We start from the raw sequence: 23,961 nt of genomic DNA, 5'->3' as shown, positions 1-23,961 counted from the left end.
CAGTATGATAAGAATATATAAAGAAACATATTCTTAAGGAGGTAATAAGGAATGGCATCCGTGACATTTAAAGGTACAAATGTAACCCTTGTCGGTAATGAAGTGAAGGTTGGAGACAAAGCTCCAAATTTCACAGTGTTGGCAAATGATCTTTCGGAAGTGACGTTGGATAGTACCAAAGGAAATGTTCGTCTCATCAGTGTTGTACCTTCTATTGATACAGGTGTATGTGATGCACAAACACGTCGTTTTAATGAAGAAGCGACAAAATTGGACAATGTGAAGGTTTTGACTATATCTGTTGATTTACCGTTCGCCCAGGCACGCTGGTGTGCAGCAAGCGGACTTGATAATGTTGTCACATTATCCGACCACCGTGACCTAGCCTTTGGTGAGGCATATGGGGTTGTGATGAAGGAATTAAGATTATTGGCACGTGCTGTGTTTGTTGTTGACAGCAATGATACGGTTACATATGTGGAATACGTAAGCGAGGGAACTCATCACCCTGATTACGAAAAAGCTATCGAGGCAGCGAAGCAAGCAAAATAATAAACAATATGTACCCCGATATAATATCGGGGTCTATTAATGTATTTTTATTAGGCACTTTTCTTAAAATTTGTTGCTTTTGGTGACGAGAACCTTATATCCATCCTTATTCTGGTAATGAATAAATTAATCATCTTTAGAAAAGATGATTAGAAACCAAGTCTTTATTAGGATGGAGAATCATGTACGAAAAGCAAAAAGTTAGAATACACTATTGGATTTTAACAATTTATACGAAAACAGCCTATTAAGATCAATAAGTTTTTAGTTCAGGTATCTTTTCAACGTTGATGGTTCAAACAAAGTGAAAAGTACCTTGTGGGAGGCTTTTTAATGAAGTTGGAGAGCATGGAAGCAATTTTTAATGTAATGAATGAAACCGCAGAGGTTTTACAAGAGGAGTTATCCTGTACCTATTTAGAAGCAATCGCGGAAACCGGTGAAAATTTGTTCCATGATGATATTCTGCAGGAGGAGCTCAGTGAGATTACGAAAAAGAGACTGACGAAAATGTACAGTGAATTACATATAGAACGATTTGAGAACGAACAAATTCGCAAAGCCTTTCAATTGGCGATTTTAAAGGGGATGAAGGATAGTGTTCAGCCCAATCATCAAATGACGCCTGATTCGATTGGTCTTTTTATGGGATATTTGATAAAAAAATTCTTTGAAAATGTCCAGGCCTTTTCTTTGCTGGACCCAGCTGTTGGCACAGGAAATCTTCTAACAACTATTCTAAATCACTTGCAACCAAAGGAAGTTGAGGCATTTGCAGTGGATGTAGATGATCTTCTCCTTAAGCTTGCATATGTTGGAGCAAATTTACAAAGTCATCCAGTTCAATTCTTTCACCAGGATTCTCTACAATCCTTATTTGTGGACCCGGCAGATGCGGTTGTTTGCGATCTTCCCGTAGGTTATTATCCTAATGATATGGGAGCGCAAAATTACGAGTTAAAAGCGGAGGAGGGCCATTCATATGCCCATCACCTATTTATAGAGCAGAGCATTAAACATACGAAACCTGGGGGCTACTTATTTTTCCTTATTCCGAATGATTTATTTGAATCGAAAGAAGCTCCGAAGCTCCACCAGTTTTTACAAGAACAAGCTAATATTCAAGGAATTATTCAGCTTCCTTTAACAATGTTCAAAAATGAGAAGGCAGCTAAAAGCATTTTTATCTTGCAGAAAAAAGCTATTGGATTAAAAGCTCCAAAGCAAGTCCTTATAGCAACTCTACCGACACTTTCCAATCCACAAGCTATGGAAAAGATACTTTTGAAAATAGAAGAGTGGTTTAGAGAAAATAAGAGCTGATAATACTGGGGATGAAAGCCGGCGCAATTTTTGAAGATATTCGAATATATTTACTTTGAGTTGGAACCGATTCCACTAAAGTTTCATGCTTGATAAACATTGATATGCATGTTTAAATGAATCTTATGGATTAAATATTTAGATGAACTTTAGTTTAGAAGGGACGGTACAATATGTCAAAAATAATTGCAATCAATGCCGGAAGTTCTTCTTTAAAGTTTCAATTATTTGAAATGCCAGAGGAAAAAGTAATAACAAAGGGACTTATTGAACGAATTGGTTTAAATGATTCGATTTTTAATATAACGGTAAACGGTAAAAAGCAAACAGAAATTCTCGATATTCCTAATCACAAAGTAGCGGTTAAATTGCTTCTAGACAAGCTGACTTCGTTAGGAATTATTACATCTTTAAATGAAATTAACGGTGTAGGTCATCGTGTTGTTCACGGTGGAGAAGTATATAATGATTCTGAATTAATTAATGATGAAGTAATTAGACAGTTAGAGGATCTTTCCGAATTGGCTCCTCTTCATAATCCAGCTAATATTACTGGCATAATAACTTTTAAAAACGCTTTGCCAGATGTTCCGGCAGTGGCAGTATTTGATACGGCATTTCATCAAACGATGCCGGAAAGTTCATTCTTATATAGCTTACCTTATGAATATTATAATAAGTATGGTATACGTAAGTATGGTTTCCATGGTACATCACATAAATATGTATCACAGCGTGCTTCGGAATTGTTAGGACGCCCAATTGAGCAATTACGTTTCATTTCCTGCCATCTTGGAAATGGTGCCAGCATAACGGCCATTGAAGGCGGTAAATCCATTGACACATCTATGGGATTTACACCATTAGCAGGGGTTGCAATGGGTACACGCTCGGGAAATCTCGACCCGGCACTTATTCCATTTATTATGGAGAAGACGGGGAAAACAGTTGATGAAGTATTACAGGTCCTTAATAAGGAATCAGGTTTATTAGGCGTTTCAGGATTCTCTAGCGATCTTCGTGATATTGAATTGGAAGCATCACAAGGAAATGAACGTGCTGATTTGGCATTGGAAATTTTTGCGAATCGGATCCATAAATATATTGGAACTTATGCAGCCAAAATGTCAGGTGTCGACGCGATTATTTTCACGGCTGGTATTGGTGAAAATAGCGATGTCATCCGGGCAAAGGTTCTTAGAGGTCTTGAATTTATGGGTGTATACTGGGACCCTGCCTTAAATAAAATCCGCGGGCAAGAAGCATTTATCAGTTATCCTCACTCACCAGTAAAAGTAATGGTCATACCGACGAATGAAGAAGTGATGATAGCGAGAGATGTTATACGAATTTCAGGGCTAGAATAATGAAAAAAAACAACCTTCAGATTAGAGGGTTGTTTTTTGATATTTAGCTTGTAATTTAACATTTCTTTGTATAAAAAATACTATTCTAAATAAAAACCATCCCTTTCATCTTTTAATATCTTTATCTCCTTTTCTAATCTATCAAGACGTCTATGAATCCTATACATTATTGGCAAATAAGCAATAACAACTATTATTACCCAACCAATAAGCCAACACCCCTTTTTAAATTTACTTCCCTCTATTCCCTTTAAACGTACTCTTAAGGTATACTACATTGAAAAACGCCAAGATGAGATGTAAGAAAACATTTTCTTTCATGTATTTTGGCAAATAAATAACCCCATCTAAGTGTGGGGTTATTAATACATATGAATGAAGGAAAACAAATAGATTAAATCATAATAATTTCCTCATTATAACTCTAACATATCCCCTGCATTCATTATCTTCCCATTTTTATGCTCCAGCATTTGTAGGAAACGCTCAGGATCTTGCTTAATTGGAGGGAATGTATTGTAATGGATTGGTACAACGATTTTCGCGTTTAATAAAGTGGCTGCATACGCCGCATCCTCTGGACCCATCGTAAAATTATCACCAATTGGCAGGAATGCTACATCAATTGGGTGTCTTTCCCCGATAAGCTTCATATCAGAAAATAATCCGGTATCTCCGGCATGATATATTGTTTTTCCTTCCACCATCAGCAATACACCTGCAGGCTCTCCTAAATAAATGATTTCTTTATCCTCTGTATAATAGGAGGAACCGTGGAATGCTTGGGTTAATTTTACTTTACCAAAATCAAATTCACATGCACCGCCAATATGTAATGGATGTGTTTTTAAACCTTGCCATTCCATATAGGTTGCAATCTCATCATTTGCTATAATTAAGGCGTTGCTTCGCTTGGCGATTTCTACGGTATCCCCGACATGATCGTTATGTCCATGCGTTAGGATAATGACATCAGGGCTTTCATTTTCAGCTTTTAAGTCTGTTAATGAATTCCCTTTAATAAACGGATCAAATAAAATGGTTTTTCCATTTGTTTCAACTTTAATGACGGAATGCCCATGATATGATACTTTCATTATCTTCACTCCTTCTATTTTTTCATCACATACTACTTCGGGAAACGCTTGAATTATTCCTTCTATCTCGCTTAAATAATAGAATAACTCATGAAATTTTGATATTCTAAAGTAGAACTTATTTAAGGAGATGACCGTTATGAACCAACGATTACAAAGTTTAACGGAATGGTTAAAGACTCAAAATATTGATGCAGCATTCATCACTTCTTCCGAGAATGTTTTTTACTTAAGCGGCTTTAATAGTAATCCTCATGAACGTTTACTTGGTGTAGCAGTATTTCAAGAAAAAGAGCCTTTCTTAATATGCCCATCATTGGACGTGCATGATGCAAAACAATCTGGTTGGGAATATGAAGTCATCGGCTGCTCCGATACGGATAATGCATGGGATATTCTTGCGAAAAATATGAAGGATAGAGTTCCAAACATCCAAGTGTTAGCGCTTGAAAAGGAGAATGTAAATATTGAACGATATGAAGAAATAATGAAAAGATTCACTAGTGTTTCTTTTGTAGCAGCAGAAGAAAAGCTCCGTGAACTTCGCCTTGTTAAAGATGAAAAAGAAAAAAGTATATTAAAAAAGGCCGCCGAATATGCGGACTTCGCAGTACAGGTCGGTATTAATGAAATTGCGGAAGGTAAAACAGAGCTGGATATTATCGCTGCAATTGAATATGAATTAAAGAAAAAAGGCATTTCCAAAATGTCATTTGACACTATGGTGTTAACAGGGAATAATGCAGCTTCTCCACATGGTAATCCAGGATTAACCAAAGTTAAAAAAGGGGATCTTGTATTATTTGATTTAGGGGTTATATATGAAGGATATTGCTCTGATATAACTCGTACTGTTGTATATGACCACATCAATGATGAACAGCACAAAATCTATCATACTGTTCTTAAAGCGGAGGAAGAAGCGGTTAAAGCAGTTAAGCCTGGTGTAAAAGCAAAAGAACTTGACCAGCTTGCGCGTGATATAATTACGGAAGCAGGATATGGAGAATATTTCACCCATCGTTTAGGACATGGATTAGGTATTGGGGTACATGAATATCCTTCTGTCACCAATACGAATGAACTAGTGTTGAAAGAAGGAATGGTCTTTACGATTGAACCGGGTATTTATGTTCCAGGCGTTGCCGGAGTTCGAATTGAAGATGATGTTTTTGTTACGAAGGATGGAGTGGAAATACTAACATCTTTTGATAAATCCCTGCAAATTGTTAAATAGGCAGAAGCAAAAAAAGAATCCACCTGTTTTGGTGGATTCTTTTTTCTGTTATCCAATTAATGATTTTGCATCAACATAATCAAGCTGAAGGTCGTCAGCAACAGCTTTATAAGTACATTGACCATCTAATGTATTCAAGCCTTTGAATAATGGTTCACTATCCAAGCATGCTTGTTTGTAGCCCTTGTTTGCAATTTGTAAGGCATAAGGAACGGTAACATTAGTTAAAGCGATGGTGGAAGTACGCGGAACAGCACCAGGCATATTCGCGACTGCATAATGAACCACACCATGTTTTTCATAAGTAGGATTATCATGTGTTGTAATACGATCGCTTGTTTCGAAGATACCACCTTGGTCAATTGCAATATCCACTACAACAGAACCAGGTTTCATCGTTGAGATCATTTCCTCTGTTACTAATTTCGGAGCTTTGGCTCCTGGAATTAATACAGCACCAATAACTAAATCAGCATCTTTTACAGATTCAGCAATATTATACGGATTGGACATTAAGGTTGTAATTTCGCTGCCGAAGATATCATCAAGCTGGCGAAGACGATCAGGGTTCAAGTCGATTACTGTAACCTCTGCTCCTAAACCTACAGCCATTTTTGCCGCATTTGTACCAGCTACACCACCGCCGATAATGGTCACTTTTCCTCTTTGCACCCCTGGCACTCCAGATAAAAGAATCCCTTTACCGCCATGGTTTTTCTCTAAGAATTGAGCACCAATTTGCGGAGCCATTCTACCTGCCACTTCACTCATTGGCGTTAATAAAGGCAATGAACGATTTGGAAGCTGAACGGTTTCGTATGCAATGCCAACCACTTTGCTTTCCAGTAATGCTTTTGTTAATTCAGGCTCAGCTGCTAAATGCAAATATGTAAATAGAATGAGACCTTCTCTAAAATATTTATATTCGCTTTGTAATGGTTCCTTCACCTTCATGACCATTTCCATGGACCATGCTTCTTCAGCTGATTGAACAATTTTTGCACCTGCCTGTGCATAATCTCCATCCATGAAACCGGAACCTAATCCAGCACCTGTTTCAATAAAAACTTCATGCCCAGCGTTTGTTAATGTTACGACGCCTGCAGGAGTCATAGCCACACGATTTTCATTATTTTTTATTTCCTTAGGTACCCCAATACGCATAGGAAAAAACCTCCTTTATTACTTTCATGTATAATATTTTAAAAAAATAATTCAAGAAAGCACTTTCATTTTAACAAAAATAATAGGATTTTCCTATTAATTTCTCTTCTACTAGGAAAATTAAATAGAAAAACCGCCTAATGGCGGTCCTTACTGTATACTCATTAATCTTCATTTCGATCATAAAAATAAAATTGTCCGTCCGTCTGATCTACTACGCCGCTCGCATAGGCATCCATAATTTGATTAGTTGTTTCTTCAATTGCTTGTTCATCATAGGATAGGTTTTCGTCATTATTTCGCTTCTTCATACAAACACCCCTTCGAATTTAACTCCCTTCTATTTTTCGATAATTTTCATAAAATATCCGAAAATAGGGAAGGAAATAAATTGAAGGGTTATTGATCTTTATCAAGCTCCCGAACAATGTGAGTTAACTCCGGTAGGATAAGCTTCTCCATTGCTAATTTAACTGCACCTGTAGAGCCTGGTGTTGAAAAAATGACCCGATTACGATATGTTCCGGCTGCAGCTCTAGACAGCATCGCGGCTGGTCCAATATCTTCTGTATAGCTTAGAAAACGAAAAAGTTCACCGAATCCGACAATCTCTTTTTCAAATAAGCTTGAAACCGTTTCAATCGTAATATCCCGTTTGGCAATACCGGTTCCGCCATTTAAGAGGATGACCTTAATAGTGCTGTTTTCCAAAATGGTATGAATGGAATGAATGATTTGATTTCCTTCGTCCTTCACAATTTGATAGAACTCCACTGAATGCCCTTTTGCCATCAGCATCTCTTTCATTAATTTCCCGCTTTTATCAGTTTCCTCGCTTCTTGTGTCGCTGACAGTAATTACAGCGCATTTAACTTGATGAGGAGCTTGTTTTTTATGTTCACCTACACTCATTTTATTCGTCCTTTTGTTTATCGACTAAGAATCGATATTGATAAAACTTTTCAGCAAATTGATTGACCTTTCGTGAAAATTGATAATTTATGCATGCGCTCAGGGCAATAGAAAGAGAGGATTTTTTTGCAGTATTTTTATTATGAATGAGCCTGATGAAAAAAACCTTCAATAACTGTTTAAAAGGCTCCTCCAGCCAGCGATAATCTAAAATCTGTTCGATACCCTCATAGAAATATTTAGAATTGCGGTTCTCGATCTCGTCTGTTAATTCGTTCCACGCATATGCTCGTAGCCTAGCTGGAAGAGAAGCCGCATGAAATACTTTCAAGGAAGTGATCATTTCAAATGGCTGCCGTATATCATATCCATATGTGCTGGCCGTTAATTGAACAGATCGCAAATTAATGAAAGTTAATGTCAAAAAATCGGAAGTTAAGAAAACTGATTTCCCTGAGCCAGTCATACCTCCCTGTACTAATGAATAGAGTTTATGACGGGAAATATGCCTATCTGCTATGTATGATAATTGATCAATCGTTAACTTTCGCATATCTTCCATCGAGTAAACGGATGGATCAAACGCTCTTGCTGACTTTAGGATTCTTTCTCGTGCCTCATCTTGTATTTGCAAACCCTGCACCAGCGAATGAAGATGCAGCATCCATGAATCTAATTTTTCAAAAAAGGGTTCAGCCAAGCTTACAGGTATTGCGGAAAAAGCTTTATCTACCCATTTTCCATATAGATTTTGAAAATCGGTTTCTTCCTGTGAAGGAAAGGAATTCATCCAGCGCTCAATTTCATTCCACAAAATATGTTCGCTTTTTGACCACGTCATCTTCTGGGCCTCCTTTGAAGGAATAAATATTTTATTAATAAGAAGTATAACAAAAAGAAAAGAAGCGAGGTACCCTGATAAATATAAATCTTCCCTTTGATATAAGTCGTTTGTCTTATCGCTATATGTTTTTGTGCACTTTTATCCAATAGCAGCATAGAATAGAACAAGCCTTAAATAATGGAGGTATAGAATTGAAAAGAAGCAGATATTTATTATGTATTTTACTTGCTGCAGCGCTCCTTTATTATGCCATTCCGCAATTGCATTTTACGGCTTCTAGTCAAAATGGAGTATTTGCATTTGTTTGGGCTGGCTTTGCTCTATTAGTCATTGCCGGGAATCTTTCAGCACTTTTATATTCCCCAAAGAAAAAATCTTATAGTAGAAGTGATGTACCAATAGGGAAACGAATTAGATCTCATTAAAGCTTCATTTTTGTCAAAGCCCTATAATAATTGAATTGCCAAGCTTTTCACTTTATAATGAACCTAAAGTATGCAGGCAAAAAAAGGGTGAAAAGCTTGGCAACGAAACATGAACAAATAATACAGTACATAGATACATTGCCGGTTGGGGAAAAAATATCGGTGCGGCAAATTGCAAAGGCTTTGAATGTAAGTGAAGGAACGGCTTACAGAGCAATTAAGGATGCTGAGAACAAAGGCTATGTCAGCACCATTGAACGTGTAGGTACCATCCGGATTGAAAGAAAGAAGAAGGAAAATATTGAAAAGCTTACGTTTGCCGAGGTTGTGAACATAATCGATGGACAGGTTCTTGGCGGAAAAACTGGGCTTCATAAAACATTAAATAAATTTGTCATCGGAGCTATGAAATTAGAAGCAATGATGAAATATACAGATGCAGGCAGCCTGTTGATAGTCGGTAATCGTACCAATGCTCATGAATTAGCATTGCGTGCAGGAGCGGCGGTTCTCATAACCGGTGGCTTTGATACGGAGGAGCATGTGAAGAAACTGGCCGATCAATTAGAATTGCCAATACTCTCCACAAGCTTTGATACGTTTACAGTAGCTACGATGATAAACCGAGCAATTTACGATCAGCTTATTAAAAAAGAAATTATATTAGTAGAGGATATTCTAACTCCATTAGAAGAGACAATATACTTGAAAATAGATGAAAAGATCGAAAGCTGGTATGAACAAAAACGACATACCTCTCATAGCAGATTTCCGGTTGTTGATTCCCAAATGAGAGTGCAGGGAATGGTAACTGCAAAAGACATAATCGAACAGAAACCTTCCATACCTGTTGAAAAAGTAATGACAAAAAACCCAATAACGGTTAGTCCCAAAACAAGCCTGACATCGGCAAGTCATATGATGATTTGGGAAGGAATTGAACTAATTCCTGTTGTTGATGATTATCAACGGTTGCAAGGAATTATCAGCAGACAGGATATTTTAAAAGCATTGCAAATGACGCAGCGCCAACCCCAGGTAGGAGAGACCATAGATGATATCATTACTACCCGACTCGATTCCTCTTCCATTAAAAATCAAGATGGGGAAAGCTACTTATTTGAGGTTTCTCCGCAGATGACTAATCGTCTTGGGACGATATCTTATGGTGTTTTTACAACTCTTGTGTATGAAGCCGCTAATAGAAAATTAAGACAGCAAAAAAGAGAGGACATTATAATTGAAAATATGACTGTCTATTTTATTAAGCCTGTTCAAATAGAGAGTATGATTGAAATTGTTCCTAAGGTTTTGGAAATCGGGAGAAAGTTCGGTAAAGTGGACGTAGAAGTCTATCATGAGGGAATTATAGTGGGAAAAGCATTATTGACATGTCAATTAATTGATAGATAAAACAACAAAAGCACAAGGGGCTTGGCCATCGGCGTACGGATGAGTGAAATTTGAAGTGTAATTATATTTTATTCTACTGGGATAAGGAAACTCGATAAGGAACGAGTCGATACCCGCTAATCATTGGGGAATAATATAGAGATCCGCTAACTAGTTCATTGTACTGGACGTAGACATTATATCGAAAAGTGATATTTTTTATTTAAAGTGATATTTTTTAAATAATGATAAAAGCCGCTTTCTTCTGGAAAGCGGCATACATTAATTATTCCATTCTTTTATTTCTTTAAGGGCATATGGTCTATAGTATTTAAATGCTTTAAAACCAAACCATGCGCTTAGGAACCCGATGATAATAAAGATGGCTGCAACTATATAAGTGGTTGTCGTATGATAAAGAAATAGTTGGTTAATACCAAAGAAACCGACAAATAGCCCTAAAGCAATGCTGGATTTACCAGATAAATATTTTCTTTCCATTTGCAGTCTGCTGCGTACATATTTAATTTTATAGTATACATAAAAGGAAAGAGACATGACGATTAGAAATACTAATAAATACATATATTATCCTCCGAAATCAAGAATCGATGCAATTTCATACAAACTATATTGTAACGATAATTGCCTAAAATATCTACAAACTATCTTAGAATTTCATGACAAATTAGTAAGGGAGAGCAAAAATGAAAGAGAAAATACTCGAAACGATTAAACAATATGAAACCATAATTATTCATCGTCATGTTCGTCCTGACCCAGATGCATATGGCTCACAAGGAGGTTTAGCGGAAATTTTAAAAGCCTCTTTTCCTGAAAAAAATATCTATGCCGTTGGAAAGCCAGAGCCGACATTAGAATTTTTACGTACTCTCGATGTCATTCAGGACGATACCTATAAAGGTGCATTGGTCATTGTTTGTGATACCGCCAATAAGGAGAGAATATGTGACAGCCGGTATATGCTTGGGGATAAGCTGATAAAAATTGATCATCATCCAAATGAGGACCCATATGGGGATTTGTTATGGGTAGATACAAACGCTTCGTCTGTGAGTGAAATGATTTATGAATTTTATTTGTCTGGGAAGGATAAGGGGTTAAAAATAACTGATGAAGCAGCACGCTTAATATATGGTGGAATTGTTGGAGATACAGGACGATTTTTATATCCAAGTACAACTCAACGAACTTTTGATTATGCCGGACAGCTAATTCGATATACGTTTGACCGAAATGAGCTATACAATAAAATGTATGAATTAGAGCCAAAGGTGGTAAAGTTGCAAGGCTTTGTCCTGCAGAATTTTGAGGTTCTTGATTATGGTGCAGCTGTGGTGAAGTTGAAAAAAGAAATGCTTCGTGAACATAATGTAGTTCCTTCAGAGGCATCACAGCTTGTTAGTATGCTTGGAAATATCAAAGGAATACAAGCATGGTGCTTTTTTATTGAAGAGGAAGATCAAATCAGGGTAAGGCTACGCTCTAAAGGACCGATCATTAATCAGATTGCACGCAAATATAATGGTGGCGGACATCCGCTGGCAGCTGGAGCCTCCATCTATTCATGGGATGAAGCAGAAAATGTTATAAAGGATTTATTGGATGTAAGTAAAGCCTCTATATGAGGCTTTACTCTTATATCAATCCGCTAGTCTCAATTCCAAATTTATGTTGATAGTAGAGAAAAAGAATATATCCTTAATAACAAACTTGTATCGCCGATTATTGATTTTTATTGTTTTATTTTCAATGGTTTTAAAGATTAGTTCTTTATTTTGATAAACAGTATTGATATCTTTTGCAACCAAGGAGCGAAGGTCTTCTTTTATCTCCTCTTCTTTTTCAAATATACTGTGTGAATCTTTAATATTATACTTTTCGTATCCTTTTATCTTTACATTTACATTTTGGATGATGAGCATATCAGCATTTTTTTTTGTCAGCTTATTCCATTCATCCTGCCATATGCTTTTTTCCTGTCTTAAATCTTTAATAATGGAATTTTGCTTTTCAATTTCCTTCGTTTGTTTTTCTTGCAAGGTACCGTACATGAATAGAAATACCATCCAGCTTATACATCCACCAATTACTACACCTGCAAAAAATCTCTGCCAAACCGGTTTTCGATGCAAGGTTGGGACTCTCATTATACATGCTCCTGAGTTAGCCAGGAGATAATTAATGCAGCGGTATTAGCTCCTCCCATGGCCGATAAAATAAGTAGAAATTGTTTTACAATATCCTTTGTTGCCCCATCCAAAAACCCTTTTTCAAAGCTGTAAACAGTATCGAATGTACCTCCAATAGCAGCAATAATAGCCCAAATTCTTAATCCGCTGGAAATTCTAGTAATTTCCGTTAGAAGGGGTTGTCCTGTAATGAAAGAGGCGAGTCCGCCTATTAATGTACCTCCGATCATGACACCAAAACCAATAAAAAAACTATTAAAGAATGCTGGAAAAAATGCTTCATTCACTAATACCAACTCCGTCATGTTATTTTCCCTTACTACACTATATGGGACAGCATGAACGGATATGAAACGAATTATAAAAAATGGTCCAAGCAAATGAGAACGTATTTTCCTTTTTTGGTTATGCGATTTATAATAAAAAAAAGAAGTTAAAAAAGGTGGGAATACGATGTCTTTTATACACCTTCAAATATCCACAGCATTTAGTTTATTAACGAGCACTGTTTCGATAAAAAAATTGGTGGAGCAGGCAGTAAAGTATAAATATCAAACACTTGCCATAACAGATCGAAATGTTTTGTATGGAGTAATTCCTTTTTATAAAGAGTGCGTTCAAAATGGAATAAAACCAATTATTGGATTAACTGCTGATGTTTTGAGTGAAACAAAGGAAATTAAATCCTTTCCTATGGTTCTATTAGCCAAGAACGAAAAGGGATATGAGAATTTAATGAAAATTTCCAGTGCCATACAAACGGTATCTCCTACAGGAATCCCACCCAAATGGCTAAGGGGCTATAGAGAAGGATTATTTGCTTTTTCTCCAGGAATAGAAGGGGAAATTGAAGCCTTATTATTGGAAAACGATACGGAAAAAGCATTGGAAACAGCGAAATTTTATCAACAGCTATTCGAAGCCAATTCCTTTTTTTTATCCTTGCAAAATCATTTGCTTCCCGAGAATCAACTAATCAATCAAAAGCTTAAAGAGATTGGGAGAGAGCTCGGTATTCAAACAATTGTATCCAATAATGTGAAATATATAGAGAAGGAAGATGCGTTCAGCCATGAGTGTTTGCTTGCCATTGGCGAAGGCTTGAAATTAAGTGATGAAACGCGAACCACTTTAAGGTCAGAAGAATATTATTTCAAGTCAAAAGAAGAAATGGTTCAGCTATTTGCTGATGAAGTTGATTCTTTGGAGAATACGATTAGATTAGCGGAATCCTGTAAGCTGGAAATTAAAATGGAACAGAGGCTATTGCCCAAGTTTCCGCTAGAGGAAAATCAAACAACAGATGACTTGCTTCGGGAACTTTGTTTGCATGGACTGAAAGAGCGAATCGTCAACATTAACTCTACATACCTCGAAAGATTAAATTACGAATTAAAAATAATAGGTAGAATGCAATTCAATGATTATTTTCTAATTGTATGGGATTTTATGAGGTTTGCTCGTCAAAATGATATTTTAACAGGGCCAGGACGGGGCTCTGCTGCCGGTTCATTAGTTGCGTATACTCTAAATATTACGGATGTAGACCCAATAGAGCATGAATTGCTATTTGAAAGGTTTTTAAATCCGGAAAGAATTACCATGCCAGACATTGATATTGATTTTCCGGACCATCGCCGTGATGAAGTCATTCGCTATGTGGCGGAAAAGTACGGAAAACTGCATGTTGCGCAAATTCTTACATTTGGAACTCTTGCTGCGAAGGCAGCAGTAAGAGATGTAGCACGTGTCTTTGGTTTCAATACGAAAGAATTAGAACAGCTCTCGAGGCTCATCCCATCCAAACCAGGTACAACGTTAAATGGTGCTTATCAGCAATCGGAAAAACTAAGAAGCTTTGTCCAGCAATCAGAGCAGCATAAGAAGCTTTTTTCAACTGCATTAAAGCTCGAGGGCTTGCCTAGACATACTTCTACACATGCAGCAGGGGTAGTTATAAGCGATAAGCCTTTAATTAATATAATACCTATTCAGGAAGGCCATGATGGTGTTCATTTGACCCAATTCCCAATGGATATTTTAGAAGAAATCGGTTTATTGAAAATGGACTTTTTAGGTCTAAGAAATTTATCTCTCATTGAAAGAATTGTAACCAGCATCAATAAAGGAATAGGAACGAAAATAGATATAAAGAAGCTGCCACTTTCTGATGAAAAAACATTTGAATTGCTAAGCAAAGGCAATACAACAGGTATCTTTCAGCTTGAGTCAGACGGAATGAGAAGCGTTCTGGAAAGGTTAAAACCATCAAATTTTGAGGATATTGTTGCAGTTAATGCCTTATATAGGCCAGGTCCAATGGAAAATATCCCAACATATATAAAACGTAAACATGGGGAAGAACCAATCCAATATCCTCACCCAGATTTAGAACCTATTTTGAAAAAAACATATGGTGTTATTGTCTATCAGGAGCAGATCATGCAAATTGCCTCTATAATGGCTGGTTTTTCTTTAGGTGAGGCAGATTTGTTGCGCAGAGCCGTTTCCAAAAAGAAAAAGGAAGTATTGGATACGGAAAGAGCTCATTTTGTAAAAGGTGCGATAGCAAAGGGATATGATAGTCGAACGGCAAATGAACTATACGATTTAATAGTCCGTTTTGCCAACTATGGATTTAACCGCAGCCATGCAGTAGCATATAGCTATATTGCATATCAGCTTGCCTATCTCAAAGCCCATTACCCGCTCTATTTTATGTCAGCTCTACTAACGTCTGCGATTGGAAATGAGGATAAAATCTCGCAATATATTAGAGAAGCAAGGCAAATGGGGATAAGAATCCTACCTCCTTCCATCAACCATAGCTACTATCCATTTGTGGTCGAAAAGGGTTGTATACGTTATAGTTTGGCGGCAATTAAAGGAGTAGGCATGGCATCATTAAAGGAAATAATGGAAGCAAGGCAAGCCAAGATTTTTGCTGATCTATTTGATTTATGTATTCGAGTCTCAGGGAAGGCATTGAATCGTAAAGTGTTGGAATCCCTGGTCTTTGCTGGAGCATTGGATGATTTCCGTGAGGATCGTGCAACTTTATTGGCAAGCTTGGACATTGCGATTGATCATGCAGCACTAGTAAAACCGGAAATACAAGGTTATGACCTGTTTTCGGAGGATGAAATTTTTCAGCTTAAACCAAAATATATGGAAGTTGAAGAAATGAAGATTATGGATAAGCTGTTATTTGAAAAACAAGTATTAGGATTATATTTATCTGATCATCCTGTTAGCCCATACAGAGAAATGCTAGAGAATATAGGTGTCACCTATCTAGTAGATGTAAAAAAAGGACAAAAACATAGCAAGTTTGCAGTGTATATCCATGAATTTAAATCAATTCGCACCAAAAAAGGGGAAGTAATGGGATTCTTAGAAATAAGTGATGCGACAGAAGAATTAGATGCTGTTATCTTCCCAAATGTATATCGAAAATATAGCAATGTATGCAAACAAGGACAAATTGCTGTTTTGGAAGGTGATGTAGAAGAAAGAAATGGCAAGCTGCAAATTATTGTGCAGAAAATCAAAGATATTGATGAGATTGTTAAAAATTATCAATATAAAAAGGAAAAATTATATTTGCGATTTTCCAATGATATCAACTCTACGACTGTTATAAAAAATGTCAAAAAGATTATAAGCGAATTTCCGGGAGAGACACCTGTTGTTGTATATTACGAAACAAATAACAGAACGGTACAGTTGACTAAAAAAGAATGGGTAAATGGCTCGGAAGAATGCTTACTCCTTTTAAAAGAGCTACTAGGAGACGGTAATGTGATTTTACAATAATATTTTTTACTTGCCAGATCAATATGTTATATTATTTAATAGACATGTGTGGTCAGACCACTTCGAAAATGAAATAGAGTGGTTTCTAGGTAGGGTGTTTTCTTAAACATGTTGCTTTTACAGATGAAAACCTTATTAACATCCTAAATTTTTTGTTAACGAGTATTGCTTTTAAGAAAAAGTGCCCTGAAACGAAGCCTATATTAGAATGGACAACAATATACTAAAAGCAACAAGTTAAAACCGGTTTTTGGATTTTAACTAACTATGAGCAAACAGCTTTAGCGAATGAAGGAGTGAAATCATGTCTTTACGAGAAGAAGCATTACATATGCACCGTATAAATAAAGGGAAGCTTGAATCCAAGTCTAAAGTAGAGGTGAAGAATGCAAAGGATTTAAGCCTTGCATATTCACCGGGTGTAGCTGAACCATGTAAAATGATTTATGACAAACCCGAAACCGTTTATGAATATACCATGAAAGGGAATATGGTAGCTGTTGTAACAGATGGTACAGCTGTTTTAGGCTTAGGGAATATCGGGCCGGAGGCTGCACTTCCTGTAATGGAAGGGAAAGCAGTGTTATTTAAAAGCTTTGCGGGTGTTGATGCTTTTCCAATCTGTTTAAATTCAACAGAAGTAGATAAAATCGTAGAAACAGTAAAATTGCTGGAGCCAACTTTTGGCGGTGTCAATTTAGAAGATATTTCCGCTCCACATTGTTTTGAAGTCGAAGAAAGATTGAAAAAGGAAGTAAATATTCCTGTTTTTCATGATGACCAGCATGGAACTGCAATTGTTACCGTTGCAGGATTAGTGAATGCTCTTAAAATTGTCGGTAAGAAAATGTCTGAAATAAAAGTAGTCGCAAGCGGTGCAGGCGCTGCAGGAATTGCTATTATTAAATTACTTTATCATTACGGTGTCCGCGATATCGTTATGTGCGACTCAAAGGGTGCTATTTTTGAAGGACGTTCTTACGGAATGAATAGCATCAAGGCAGAGGTTGCTAAATACACAAACCGCAATAAAGAAGAAGGTACTTTAGCTGATGTTATTAAAGGTGCCGATGTATTTATTGGGGTATCCGTTGCAGGTGCCTTGACAAAAGAAATGGTTACATCCATGAATCCAGATCCAATAATTTTTGCTATGGCAAATCCGGATCCGGAAATTATGCCCGAGGATGCAAAAGCAGCAGGTGCTTCTGTAATCGGAACCGGCAGATCTGATTTTCCAAACCAAGTAAACAATGTTCTTGCCTTTCCAGGAATTTTCCGTGGAGCATTGGATGTGCGCGCTACTCATATTAATGAAAAAATGAAGCAAGCGGCGGTCGAGGCAATTGCAAGTCTGATTGAGGAAAATGAACTTCATTCTGACTATGTTATCCCAAGACCATTTGATCCAAGGGTGGCTCCAGCCGTTGCAGCAGCGGTAGCACGTGCCGCGATGGAAACGGGGGTTGCCAGAATAAAGGTCGATCCTGAAGAAGTTAGGTCTAAAACGATGAGACTTTCTGCAATTGGAAAAAGCGAGTGATTGGATTAGTGAGCACAAGTATTAACAAAACAAAGCTATACATTGAAATTGTTCACCAGATTCGCGAAATGATTACAAAGGATCAGCTTTCACCAGGTGATAAGCTACCTTCAGAAAGAGAATTATCAGAGCGTCTTAATGTAGGACGCTCTTCTGTTAGAGAAGCTTTTAGAGCTTTGGAATTATTAGGCTTAATTGAAACTCGCCGAGGGGAAGGGACGTTTCTTCGTGATTTTACAAATCATCATTTAGTGGAACTGCTAAGTACATTTATCTTACAAGATTCGCAAGTAAGGCAGGATGTATTAGAAACAAAAGCACTTATTGAAAAAGATGTGATAAGGCTTGTTGCGGATAAACAATATATGGATAAAATAAATAAGATCAAAAAACAACTGGAAACAGATGAAATGATTTCGGAGGATTGTTTTTATTATCAACTAATCCTCATAACCGAAAATAGGTTGTTATTAAAAATTTGGCAAATAATTAATGAATATTCGTCACAATTAGTCTCTGGGAAAGAGAAAATAATAAATAAAAATAAATATCATTTCTTAATTGCCTCAATTATGGAATGTAATGTAGAACAAGCTATCACAATCTATGATACAATGTGAAAAGTGTCGAAAAAATTTCGACCAATTTTAACATAATTTTTTACGAAAATAAGCTAAATTGTAAAAGATTAATTAATATAAGGCTCTTTTCTTAAAACTATGTTGCTTTTGTAGACTAAAAACTTTATAAAAATAATTATCTGGGTTGAAAATGAATAATCTTTTCAAGAAAAGATTCCCGAAACAAAGCCTACATTAGGATTTATAACAATATAAAAAAGCAACAATCTAAGAAAACTGCCTATTTATAAGCTGCTTCCCAGTATTGAAAAGGAGGATTAATTTTGCTGAAAGATTTTTTTACAAAACCTAAAAAGAAAAAGTATGCAACCATTCCTTCAGAAGCGGCAAAACACGATGTCCCTGAAGGGATTATGTCCAAATGCCCGAATTGTCGTAAGATCTTGTATACGAAGGAATTAGAGAAAAACCTGAAAGTTTGTTTGCACTGTGGATATCATCTACAAATGAATGCTTATGAACGTGTTGAGAGTTTTATTGATGAAGGTACATTCTTAGAAATGGATAGCGAATTGATCTCTGAGAACCCACTTGGCTTTCCTGGGTATTTAGACAAGCTTGAGAAGGATCGCCAAAAAACCAAAATGAATGAGGCGGTTTTAACCGGAACAGGTAAGGTTAATGACCATGAAATTGTTCTTGCCATCATGGATGCCTCTTTCCGTATGGGAAGTATGGGATCAGTTGTAGGAGAAAAAATAACACGTGCTATTGAAGAGGCAGATAAAAGACATCTTCCTTTTATTATTTTTACTGCTTCTGGCGGTGCAAGGATGCAGGAAGGCGTCCTTTCATTAATGCAAATGGCAAAAACAAGTGCAGCCTTGAAAAAGTTCAGTGATAATGGCGGATTATTTATTACCATTATGACTCACCCAACCACAGGCGGTGTGACGGCTAGTTTTGCATCTCTTGGTGATTATAATTTTTCTGAGCCTGGCGCATTGATTGGTTTCGCCGGACGCAGAATTATTGAACAAACTATTCGGGAAGAACTCCCTGCAGAATTTCAAACAGCAGAGTTCTTAGTAAAGCATGGTCAGTTGGACGCCGTGATATCACGATTGGAATTAAAGGAAAAAATTACAACCGTCCTCGAAATTCATCAGCAGGTAGGTGAGTTGCAATGGTAAATGAACTCGAGTTTGAAAAGCCGCTTATTGAATTACGTAAAAAAATAAGTGAGTTAAAAGAGTTTACTCAAAACTCTGATGTGGATTTATCATCTGAAATTGAAAAATTAGAGTCACGCTTAAGTAAGCTGGAAAATGATATATATGAAAATATACAGCCTTGGGATCGTGTTCAAATTGCCCGACATCCTAATAGACCAACTACATTGGATTATATTCCACATCTTTTTACCGATTTTATAGAATTGCATGGTGATCGGCTGTTCGGTGATGATGAAGCTATCGTAGGCGGAATTGCAAAATATAAAGGGCTCCCAGTTACTATTATTGGGCAGCAACGCGGTAAAGATACAAAGGAAAATATTCGACGGAATTTTGGTATGCCGCATCCTGAAGGATATCGCAAAGCATTGAGATTAATGAAACAGGCTGACAAATTTGGACGCCCTATCATTACATTTATTGATACAAAAGGAGCATATCCGGGAAAGGCTGCTGAAGAACGCGGAATTGCCGAATCGATTGCCAAAAATTTATTTGAAATGGCAGGTTTTCGGGTACCAATCATTTGTATCGTTATTGGTGAAGGTGCAAGTGGTGGTGCTTTAGGAATTGGAGTAGGCAATCACATCCATATTTTAGAGAATTCCTGGTTCTCCGTTATTGCACCAGAAAGTGCTGCTGCATTACTTTGGAAGGATGCAGGACAAGCTAAAAAGGCTGCAAATATAATGAAAATTACTGCTCCAGATTTGAAGGAGCTTCGCGTAATTGACGAATTAATATCTGAGGTAAAAGGCGGAGCACATAAGGATATCCTTGCTCAAGCAGAAGCAATCGATAAAGTGTTGGGAAACTCATTGAGACAATTACTTGCTTTAAGCCCAGAAGAGTTAATTCAAGACCGTTTTGATAAGTATAGAAAAATGGGTGAATTTACGGAGTTTAATGAGTATGTCAATTCGAAATGACTAAAAGAATAATTATTCGGATGGTACTTAGTCTGAAGCAATCGGTTCACGGTTCCGATTGCTTCTTTGTCGTTAACGCTTTCAATTTTGCTATTATTTCGGATTTGAGCTTTTAATTATCAAATCAATTGTGAATACCGATAATTAGTGGTATTTTAATAATATTCATGAATACTGTTGATCATTTGGATAGAAATTATTTTCTTTTAACAAGCTAAAAATGTTTATTACAAAAGGCTATTTTCGCATAGATTGTTTAAAATCCAAAAAACGATTTTAACTTGTTGCTTTCGTATAAGATCATCAACCCGTATAACTAAATGTTTCGTGCGGAATTTGCCTAGAAACTTAAGTATTTGCCCCTAATAAAGGTCCAAAAGCAACAAAGTTTACGAAAAGAGCCTTACATCATTACGGATTAAATTGAGGTGTTAAAAATGAAAAGAATCGGCGTATTAACAAGCGGAGGAGACGCACCAGGAATGAATGCAGCTATTCGAGCTGTTGTAAGAAAAGGCATATACCATAATATCGAAGTTATGGGTATCTATAATGGATATAGTGGCTTAATTAACGGGAAAATAGAAAAGCTAGAGCTTGGCTCAGTAGGGGATATTATTCATCGCGGAGGGACAATGCTACACTCAGCCCGTTGCGAGGAATTCAAAACGAAAGAGGGCCAACAAAAAGGAATAGAGCAGCTGAAAAAGTATGGTATAGATGGCCTTGTAGTTATCGGCGGTGACGGGTCATATCAAGGCGCTAAAGCACTAACCATGCACGGTTTCCCATGTATTGGGGTGCCAGGCACCATTGATAATGACATTCCAGGGACAGAATATACTATTGGTTTTGATACAGCATTAAATACTGTTTTGGATGCCATTGATAAGATAAGGGATACTGCATCATCACATGAACGAACATTTGTTATAGAGGTAATGGGGAGAGATGCAGGAGATATTGCTCTTTGGTCAGGACTTGCAGGCGGAGCAGAAACGATTCTAATCCCAGAAGAAAAATACGATATGAAAGATATTGTGGATAGGCTACGAAAAGGGAATGAACGCGGCAAAAAGCATAGTATTATCATTGTTGCGGAAGGTGTAACAACGGGTAATAAATTTGCAGAAGAATTAAAAGCAGCATCGAATATTGAAACTCGAGTATCAGTTCTTGGTCATATTCAACGAGGAGGTTCTCCAACCGCTTCTGACAGGGTGCTAGCAAGCCGCCTCGGCGCAAGAGCCGTAGAGCTTCTTATGGAAGAAAAAGGCGGAAGAGCAGTAGGAATCGAAAGAAACCAGCTAGTCGATTATGATATAATTGAGGCATTGAGTAAAAAACATGAACTTAACTTTGATATGTATAAATTATCAAAGGAGCTATCTATTTAAATCTCGGAGGGAATAAAATGAAAAAAACGAAGATAGTCTGTACAATTGGTCCAGCCAGCGAAAGTGTGGAAATGCTGGAAAAATTAATGGAATCAGGGATGAACGTTGCCCGATTAAATTTCTCGCATGGTGACCATGAGGAGCATGGTAAAAGAATACAAAATATCCGAACGGCAGCAGCAAATACAAAGAAAAATGTAGCCATTTTATTAGATACAAAAGGTCCGGAAATTAGAACAAATGATATGGAAAATGGTTCCATTGAATTAAAGGAGGGAACCGAAACAATCATCTCAATGACGGAAGTCCTTGGAACTCCGAAGAAATTTTCCATTACCTACGCAGGCTTAATTGATGATGTCGAGGTTGGTTCTAGAATCCTTTTAGATGATGGACTTATTGAACTAGAAGTAACAAGTATTGATCATAACAATAAAGAACTTACTACTAAGGTACTAAATAGCGGGATCCTTAAAAATAAAAAAGGAGTGAACGTTCCAGGTGTTTCCGTGAATTTACCGGGAATTACTGAAAAGGACGCCAAGGATATTCTTTTTGGAATTGAACAGGGATTAGATTTTATTGCTGCATCTTTTGTAAGAAGAGCATCAGATGTTTTGGAAATTCGAAAGCTATTAGAGGAAAACAATGCTATACATATTCAAATTATCCCGAAAATAGAAAATCAAGAAGGCGTCGATAAAATTGATGAAATTTTAGACGTATCGGATGGATTAATGGTAGCGCGGGGAGATTTAGGGGTAGAAATCCCTACCGAGGCTGTTCCGCTAGTTCAAAAAGAATTAATTAAAAAATGCAATGAATTAGGAAAACCTGTTATAACAGCTACACAAATGCTTGATTCTATGCAAAGAAACCCTAGACCAACAAGAGCAGAAGCTAGTGATGTAGCGAATGCCATTTTTGATGGAACAGATGCCATTATGCTTTCAGGGGAAACTGCTGCAGGATTATATCCGGTAGAAGCAGTAAAAACAATGTACAAAATTGCTATTCATGCAGAGGAAGCCTTAGACCATCGTGATATATTATCGTATCGCAGCAAGAACAGCGATCATAATATGACAGATGCCATTTGCCAATCTGTTGCTCATACAGCACTTAATCTCGATTTAAAAGCGATCATAACACCTACAGAGAGCGGATATACAGCTAGAATGATTTCTAAATATCGCCCAAAAGCTCCGATTGTAGCGGTAACTTCTAATGAATCTGTTGTTCGCAGACTTTCATTAGTATGGGGAGTATATCCGCAATACGGTAAAAAGGTTACTTCTACGGATGAAATGTTGGAATTAGCAGTCCAAGAAAGCTTAAATACAAGCTTAGTGAAGCATGGTGATTTAGTAGTTATTACTGCAGGGGTACCAGTTGGCGAAGCAGGAACTACAAATCTAATGAAGGTCCATGTAGTGGGAGATATCCTTGCCAAGGGGCAGGGTATCGGGAGAAAGTCAGGCTATGGAAAAGCTGTAATTGCTAGGAATGCACAAGAAGCAAAGGAGAAAGTAAAAGAAGGTTCGGTATTAGTAACACTTGGAACAGATCGTGAGATGGTCCAGGTTCTGGAAAAATGCAGTGCATTAATTGTAGAAGAAGGCGGTTTAACTAGCCATGCTGCAGTGGTAGGAATAAATCTTGGCTTGCCTGTTATTGTAGGTGTCGATAATGCAACGGACAAAATAAAAGATGGACAAGAAATCACTGTGGATGCAAACCGGGGTGTAATCTACAACGGTCATGCTAGTGTATTATAATATAGAGAAAACCAAGGGAATTTCCCCTTGGTTTTTTTATTAGATAGAAAAGGTAATTCATTTATTATATTATGAAACATATTTTTTTATCTAGTGCTATCAGATCTCGGCTAACGGATTTTTATGTCTTCTTTCTAGGATAAGGGGGCATCGACC

The 23,961-nt window shown here is 37.0% G+C and carries 22 protein-coding genes; 14 read left to right on the top strand and 8 right to left on the bottom strand.

The features are described from left to right. Positions 1-51 precede the first annotated feature (51 nt). The 3 genes from tpx (at position 52) to KHA87_RS10990 (ending at position 3,242) form a co-directional block, all read left to right on the top strand. A complete protein-coding gene (tpx, locus tag KHA87_RS11000) occupies positions 52-552 on the top strand; it encodes a thiol peroxidase (protein WP_213094093.1) in 501 nt (166 codons plus the stop codon). A 333-nt stretch (positions 553-885) separates the two neighbouring features. Beyond that, positions 886-1,875, top strand: a complete 990-nt coding sequence (locus KHA87_RS10995; protein WP_213094092.1) for a class I SAM-dependent methyltransferase — start codon at positions 886-888, stop codon at positions 1,873-1,875. A gap of 173 nt (positions 1,876-2,048) precedes the next feature. Continuing rightward, entirely contained in the window at positions 2,049-3,242 is a 1,194-nt protein-coding gene (locus KHA87_RS10990; RefSeq protein ID WP_213094091.1) for an acetate kinase, read from the top strand. Positions 3,243-3,658: 416 nt separating this feature from the next. On the opposite strand, the gene KHA87_RS10985 is transcribed toward KHA87_RS10990, so the two are convergent. Next, positions 3,659-4,339 (bottom strand): metal-dependent hydrolase, encoded by a 681-nt coding sequence (locus KHA87_RS10985; protein WP_213094090.1) that lies wholly within the window; start codon positions 4,337-4,339, stop codon positions 3,659-3,661. 139 nt (positions 4,340-4,478) lie between these two features. Here KHA87_RS10985 and KHA87_RS10980 point away from each other — a divergent pair, with 139 nt between their 5' ends. Continuing rightward, positions 4,479-5,576 carry a M24 family metallopeptidase gene (locus tag KHA87_RS10980; protein WP_213094089.1) on the top strand — a complete coding sequence of 366 codons (1,098 nt, stop codon included), beginning with the start codon at positions 4,479-4,481 and terminating at the stop codon, positions 5,574-5,576. 48 nt (positions 5,577-5,624) lie between these two features. Here the strand turns inward: KHA87_RS10980 and ald are convergent, their stop codons facing one another. The 4 genes from ald to KHA87_RS10960 form a co-directional block, all read right to left on the bottom strand. Next, positions 5,625-6,740: an alanine dehydrogenase gene (gene ald / locus KHA87_RS10975; RefSeq protein ID WP_213094088.1), complete on the bottom strand. Its 1,116-nt coding sequence runs from the start codon at positions 6,738-6,740 to the stop codon at positions 5,625-5,627. Between the two features lie 164 nt (positions 6,741-6,904). Next, entirely contained in the window at positions 6,905-7,051 is a 147-nt protein-coding gene (locus tag KHA87_RS10970) for a hypothetical protein (protein ID WP_213094087.1), read from the bottom strand. 88 nt (positions 7,052-7,139) lie between these two features. After that, a complete protein-coding gene (locus tag KHA87_RS10965; RefSeq protein ID WP_213094086.1) occupies positions 7,140-7,652 on the bottom strand; it encodes a MogA/MoaB family molybdenum cofactor biosynthesis protein in 513 nt (170 codons plus the stop codon). Between the two features lies 1 nt (position 7,653). After that, complete coding sequence (locus KHA87_RS10960) at positions 7,654-8,493, bottom strand: EcsC family protein (RefSeq protein ID WP_213094085.1); 840 nt, start codon at positions 8,491-8,493, stop codon at positions 7,654-7,656. A 194-nt stretch (positions 8,494-8,687) separates the two neighbouring features. On the opposite strand from KHA87_RS10960, the gene KHA87_RS10955 reads away from it, so the two are divergent. Then, on the top strand, positions 8,688-8,921 hold the full coding sequence (locus KHA87_RS10955; protein ID WP_213094084.1) for a hypothetical protein: 234 nt from the start codon (positions 8,688-8,690) through the stop codon (positions 8,919-8,921). Between the two features lie 96 nt (positions 8,922-9,017). Beyond that, the gene (locus KHA87_RS10950; protein WP_213094083.1) at positions 9,018-10,334 is read left to right on the top strand and encodes a CBS domain-containing protein; all 1,317 of its coding nucleotides are present in this window, start codon (positions 9,018-9,020) and stop codon (positions 10,332-10,334) included. Positions 10,335-10,595: 261 nt separating this feature from the next. On the opposite strand, the gene KHA87_RS10945 is transcribed toward KHA87_RS10950, so the two are convergent. Beyond that, complete coding sequence (locus KHA87_RS10945) at positions 10,596-10,898, bottom strand: YtpI family protein (protein ID WP_213094082.1); 303 nt, start codon at positions 10,896-10,898, stop codon at positions 10,596-10,598. Positions 10,899-11,020: 122 nt separating this feature from the next. Here KHA87_RS10945 and KHA87_RS10940 point away from each other — a divergent pair, with 122 nt between their 5' ends. Continuing rightward, positions 11,021-11,962 (top strand): DHH family phosphoesterase, encoded by a 942-nt coding sequence (locus tag KHA87_RS10940; RefSeq protein WP_213094081.1) that lies wholly within the window; start codon positions 11,021-11,023, stop codon positions 11,960-11,962. 15 nt (positions 11,963-11,977) lie between these two features. Here the strand turns inward: KHA87_RS10940 and ytrI are convergent, their stop codons facing one another. Both ytrI and ytrH read right to left on the bottom strand, forming a co-directional pair. Continuing rightward, on the bottom strand, positions 11,978-12,484 hold the full coding sequence (gene ytrI, locus KHA87_RS10935; RefSeq protein ID WP_213094080.1) for a sporulation membrane protein YtrI: 507 nt from the start codon (positions 12,482-12,484) through the stop codon (positions 11,978-11,980). Beyond that, positions 12,484-12,813 carry a sporulation membrane protein YtrH gene (gene ytrH, locus KHA87_RS10930; protein WP_349305581.1) on the bottom strand — a complete coding sequence of 110 codons (330 nt, stop codon included), beginning with the start codon at positions 12,811-12,813 and terminating at the stop codon, positions 12,484-12,486. Before ytrH ends, ytrI begins: the two co-directional genes overlap by 1 nt. 166 nt (positions 12,814-12,979) lie before the next feature. On the opposite strand from ytrH, the gene dnaE reads away from it, so the two are divergent. From dnaE to pyk, 7 genes are all read left to right on the top strand, one after another. Beyond that, entirely contained in the window at positions 12,980-16,342 is a 3,363-nt protein-coding gene (gene dnaE / locus KHA87_RS10925) for a DNA polymerase III subunit alpha (RefSeq protein WP_213094078.1), read from the top strand. 304 nt (positions 16,343-16,646) lie between these two features. Next, the gene (ystJ, locus tag KHA87_RS10920) at positions 16,647-17,885 is read left to right on the top strand and encodes an NADP-dependent malic enzyme (RefSeq protein WP_213094077.1); all 1,239 of its coding nucleotides are present in this window, start codon (positions 16,647-16,649) and stop codon (positions 17,883-17,885) included. Continuing rightward, positions 17,882-18,505 carry a FadR/GntR family transcriptional regulator gene (locus KHA87_RS10915; protein WP_349305569.1) on the top strand — a complete coding sequence of 208 codons (624 nt, stop codon included), beginning with the start codon at positions 17,882-17,884 and terminating at the stop codon, positions 18,503-18,505. The genes ystJ and KHA87_RS10915 overlap by 4 nt, the downstream gene beginning before the upstream one ends. Before the next feature lie 284 nt (positions 18,506-18,789). Beyond that, on the top strand, positions 18,790-19,659 hold the full coding sequence (accD, locus tag KHA87_RS10910) for an acetyl-CoA carboxylase, carboxyltransferase subunit beta (RefSeq protein ID WP_213094076.1): 870 nt from the start codon (positions 18,790-18,792) through the stop codon (positions 19,657-19,659). Then, a complete protein-coding gene (gene accA / locus KHA87_RS10905) occupies positions 19,653-20,630 on the top strand; it encodes an acetyl-CoA carboxylase carboxyl transferase subunit alpha (RefSeq protein WP_213094075.1) in 978 nt (325 codons plus the stop codon). The genes accD and accA overlap by 7 nt, the downstream gene beginning before the upstream one ends. 437 nt (positions 20,631-21,067) lie before the next feature. Beyond that, a complete protein-coding gene (gene pfkA / locus KHA87_RS10900) occupies positions 21,068-22,027 on the top strand; it encodes a 6-phosphofructokinase (RefSeq protein WP_213094074.1) in 960 nt (319 codons plus the stop codon). 17 nt (positions 22,028-22,044) lie between these two features. Next, the gene (gene pyk / locus KHA87_RS10895) at positions 22,045-23,805 is read left to right on the top strand and encodes a pyruvate kinase (protein ID WP_213094073.1); all 1,761 of its coding nucleotides are present in this window, start codon (positions 22,045-22,047) and stop codon (positions 23,803-23,805) included. The last annotated feature ends 156 nt before the right edge of the window (positions 23,806-23,961 follow it).

This window comes from Bacillus sp. FJAT-49736, assembly GCF_018343615.1.
Classification (GTDB): Bacteria; Bacillota; Bacilli; order Bacillales; family Bacillaceae_C; genus Margalitia.
The sequence above is the reverse complement of the archived record's forward strand: the minus strand, read 5'-3'. Positions and strand labels throughout refer to the sequence as shown.

Coding starts and splice junctions, on each gene's coding strand:
- KHA87_RS10940 (WP_213094081.1), top strand. CDS start 11,021: ATGAAAGAGAAAATACTCGAAACGATTAAACAATATGAAACCATAATT.
- ytrI (WP_213094080.1), bottom strand. CDS start 12,484: ATGAGAGTCCCAACCTTGCATCGAAAACCGGTTTGGCAGAGATTTTTT.
- tpx (WP_213094093.1), top strand. CDS start 52: ATGGCATCCGTGACATTTAAAGGTACAAATGTAACCCTTGTCGGTAAT.
- ystJ (WP_213094077.1), top strand. CDS start 16,647: ATGTCTTTACGAGAAGAAGCATTACATATGCACCGTATAAATAAAGGG.
- KHA87_RS10995 (WP_213094092.1), top strand. CDS start 886: ATGAAGTTGGAGAGCATGGAAGCAATTTTTAATGTAATGAATGAAACC.
- pyk (WP_213094073.1), top strand. CDS start 22,045: ATGAAAAAAACGAAGATAGTCTGTACAATTGGTCCAGCCAGCGAAAGT.
- KHA87_RS10980 (WP_213094089.1), top strand. CDS start 4,479: ATGAACCAACGATTACAAAGTTTAACGGAATGGTTAAAGACTCAAAAT.
- KHA87_RS10990 (WP_213094091.1), top strand. CDS start 2,049: ATGTCAAAAATAATTGCAATCAATGCCGGAAGTTCTTCTTTAAAGTTT.
- dnaE (WP_213094078.1), top strand. CDS start 12,980: ATGTCTTTTATACACCTTCAAATATCCACAGCATTTAGTTTATTAACG.
- ald (WP_213094088.1), bottom strand. CDS start 6,740: ATGCGTATTGGGGTACCTAAGGAAATAAAAAATAATGAAAATCGTGTG.
- pfkA (WP_213094074.1), top strand. CDS start 21,068: ATGAAAAGAATCGGCGTATTAACAAGCGGAGGAGACGCACCAGGAATG.
- KHA87_RS10945 (WP_213094082.1), bottom strand. CDS start 10,898: ATGTATTTATTAGTATTTCTAATCGTCATGTCTCTTTCCTTTTATGTA.
- accA (WP_213094075.1), top strand. CDS start 19,653: ATGGTAAATGAACTCGAGTTTGAAAAGCCGCTTATTGAATTACGTAAA.
- KHA87_RS10985 (WP_213094090.1), bottom strand. CDS start 4,339: ATGAAAGTATCATATCATGGGCATTCCGTCATTAAAGTTGAAACAAAT.
- KHA87_RS10960 (WP_213094085.1), bottom strand. CDS start 8,493: ATGACGTGGTCAAAAAGCGAACATATTTTGTGGAATGAAATTGAGCGC.
- KHA87_RS10970 (WP_213094087.1), bottom strand. CDS start 7,051: ATGAAGAAGCGAAATAATGACGAAAACCTATCCTATGATGAACAAGCA.
- KHA87_RS10965 (WP_213094086.1), bottom strand. CDS start 7,652: ATGAGTGTAGGTGAACATAAAAAACAAGCTCCTCATCAAGTTAAATGC.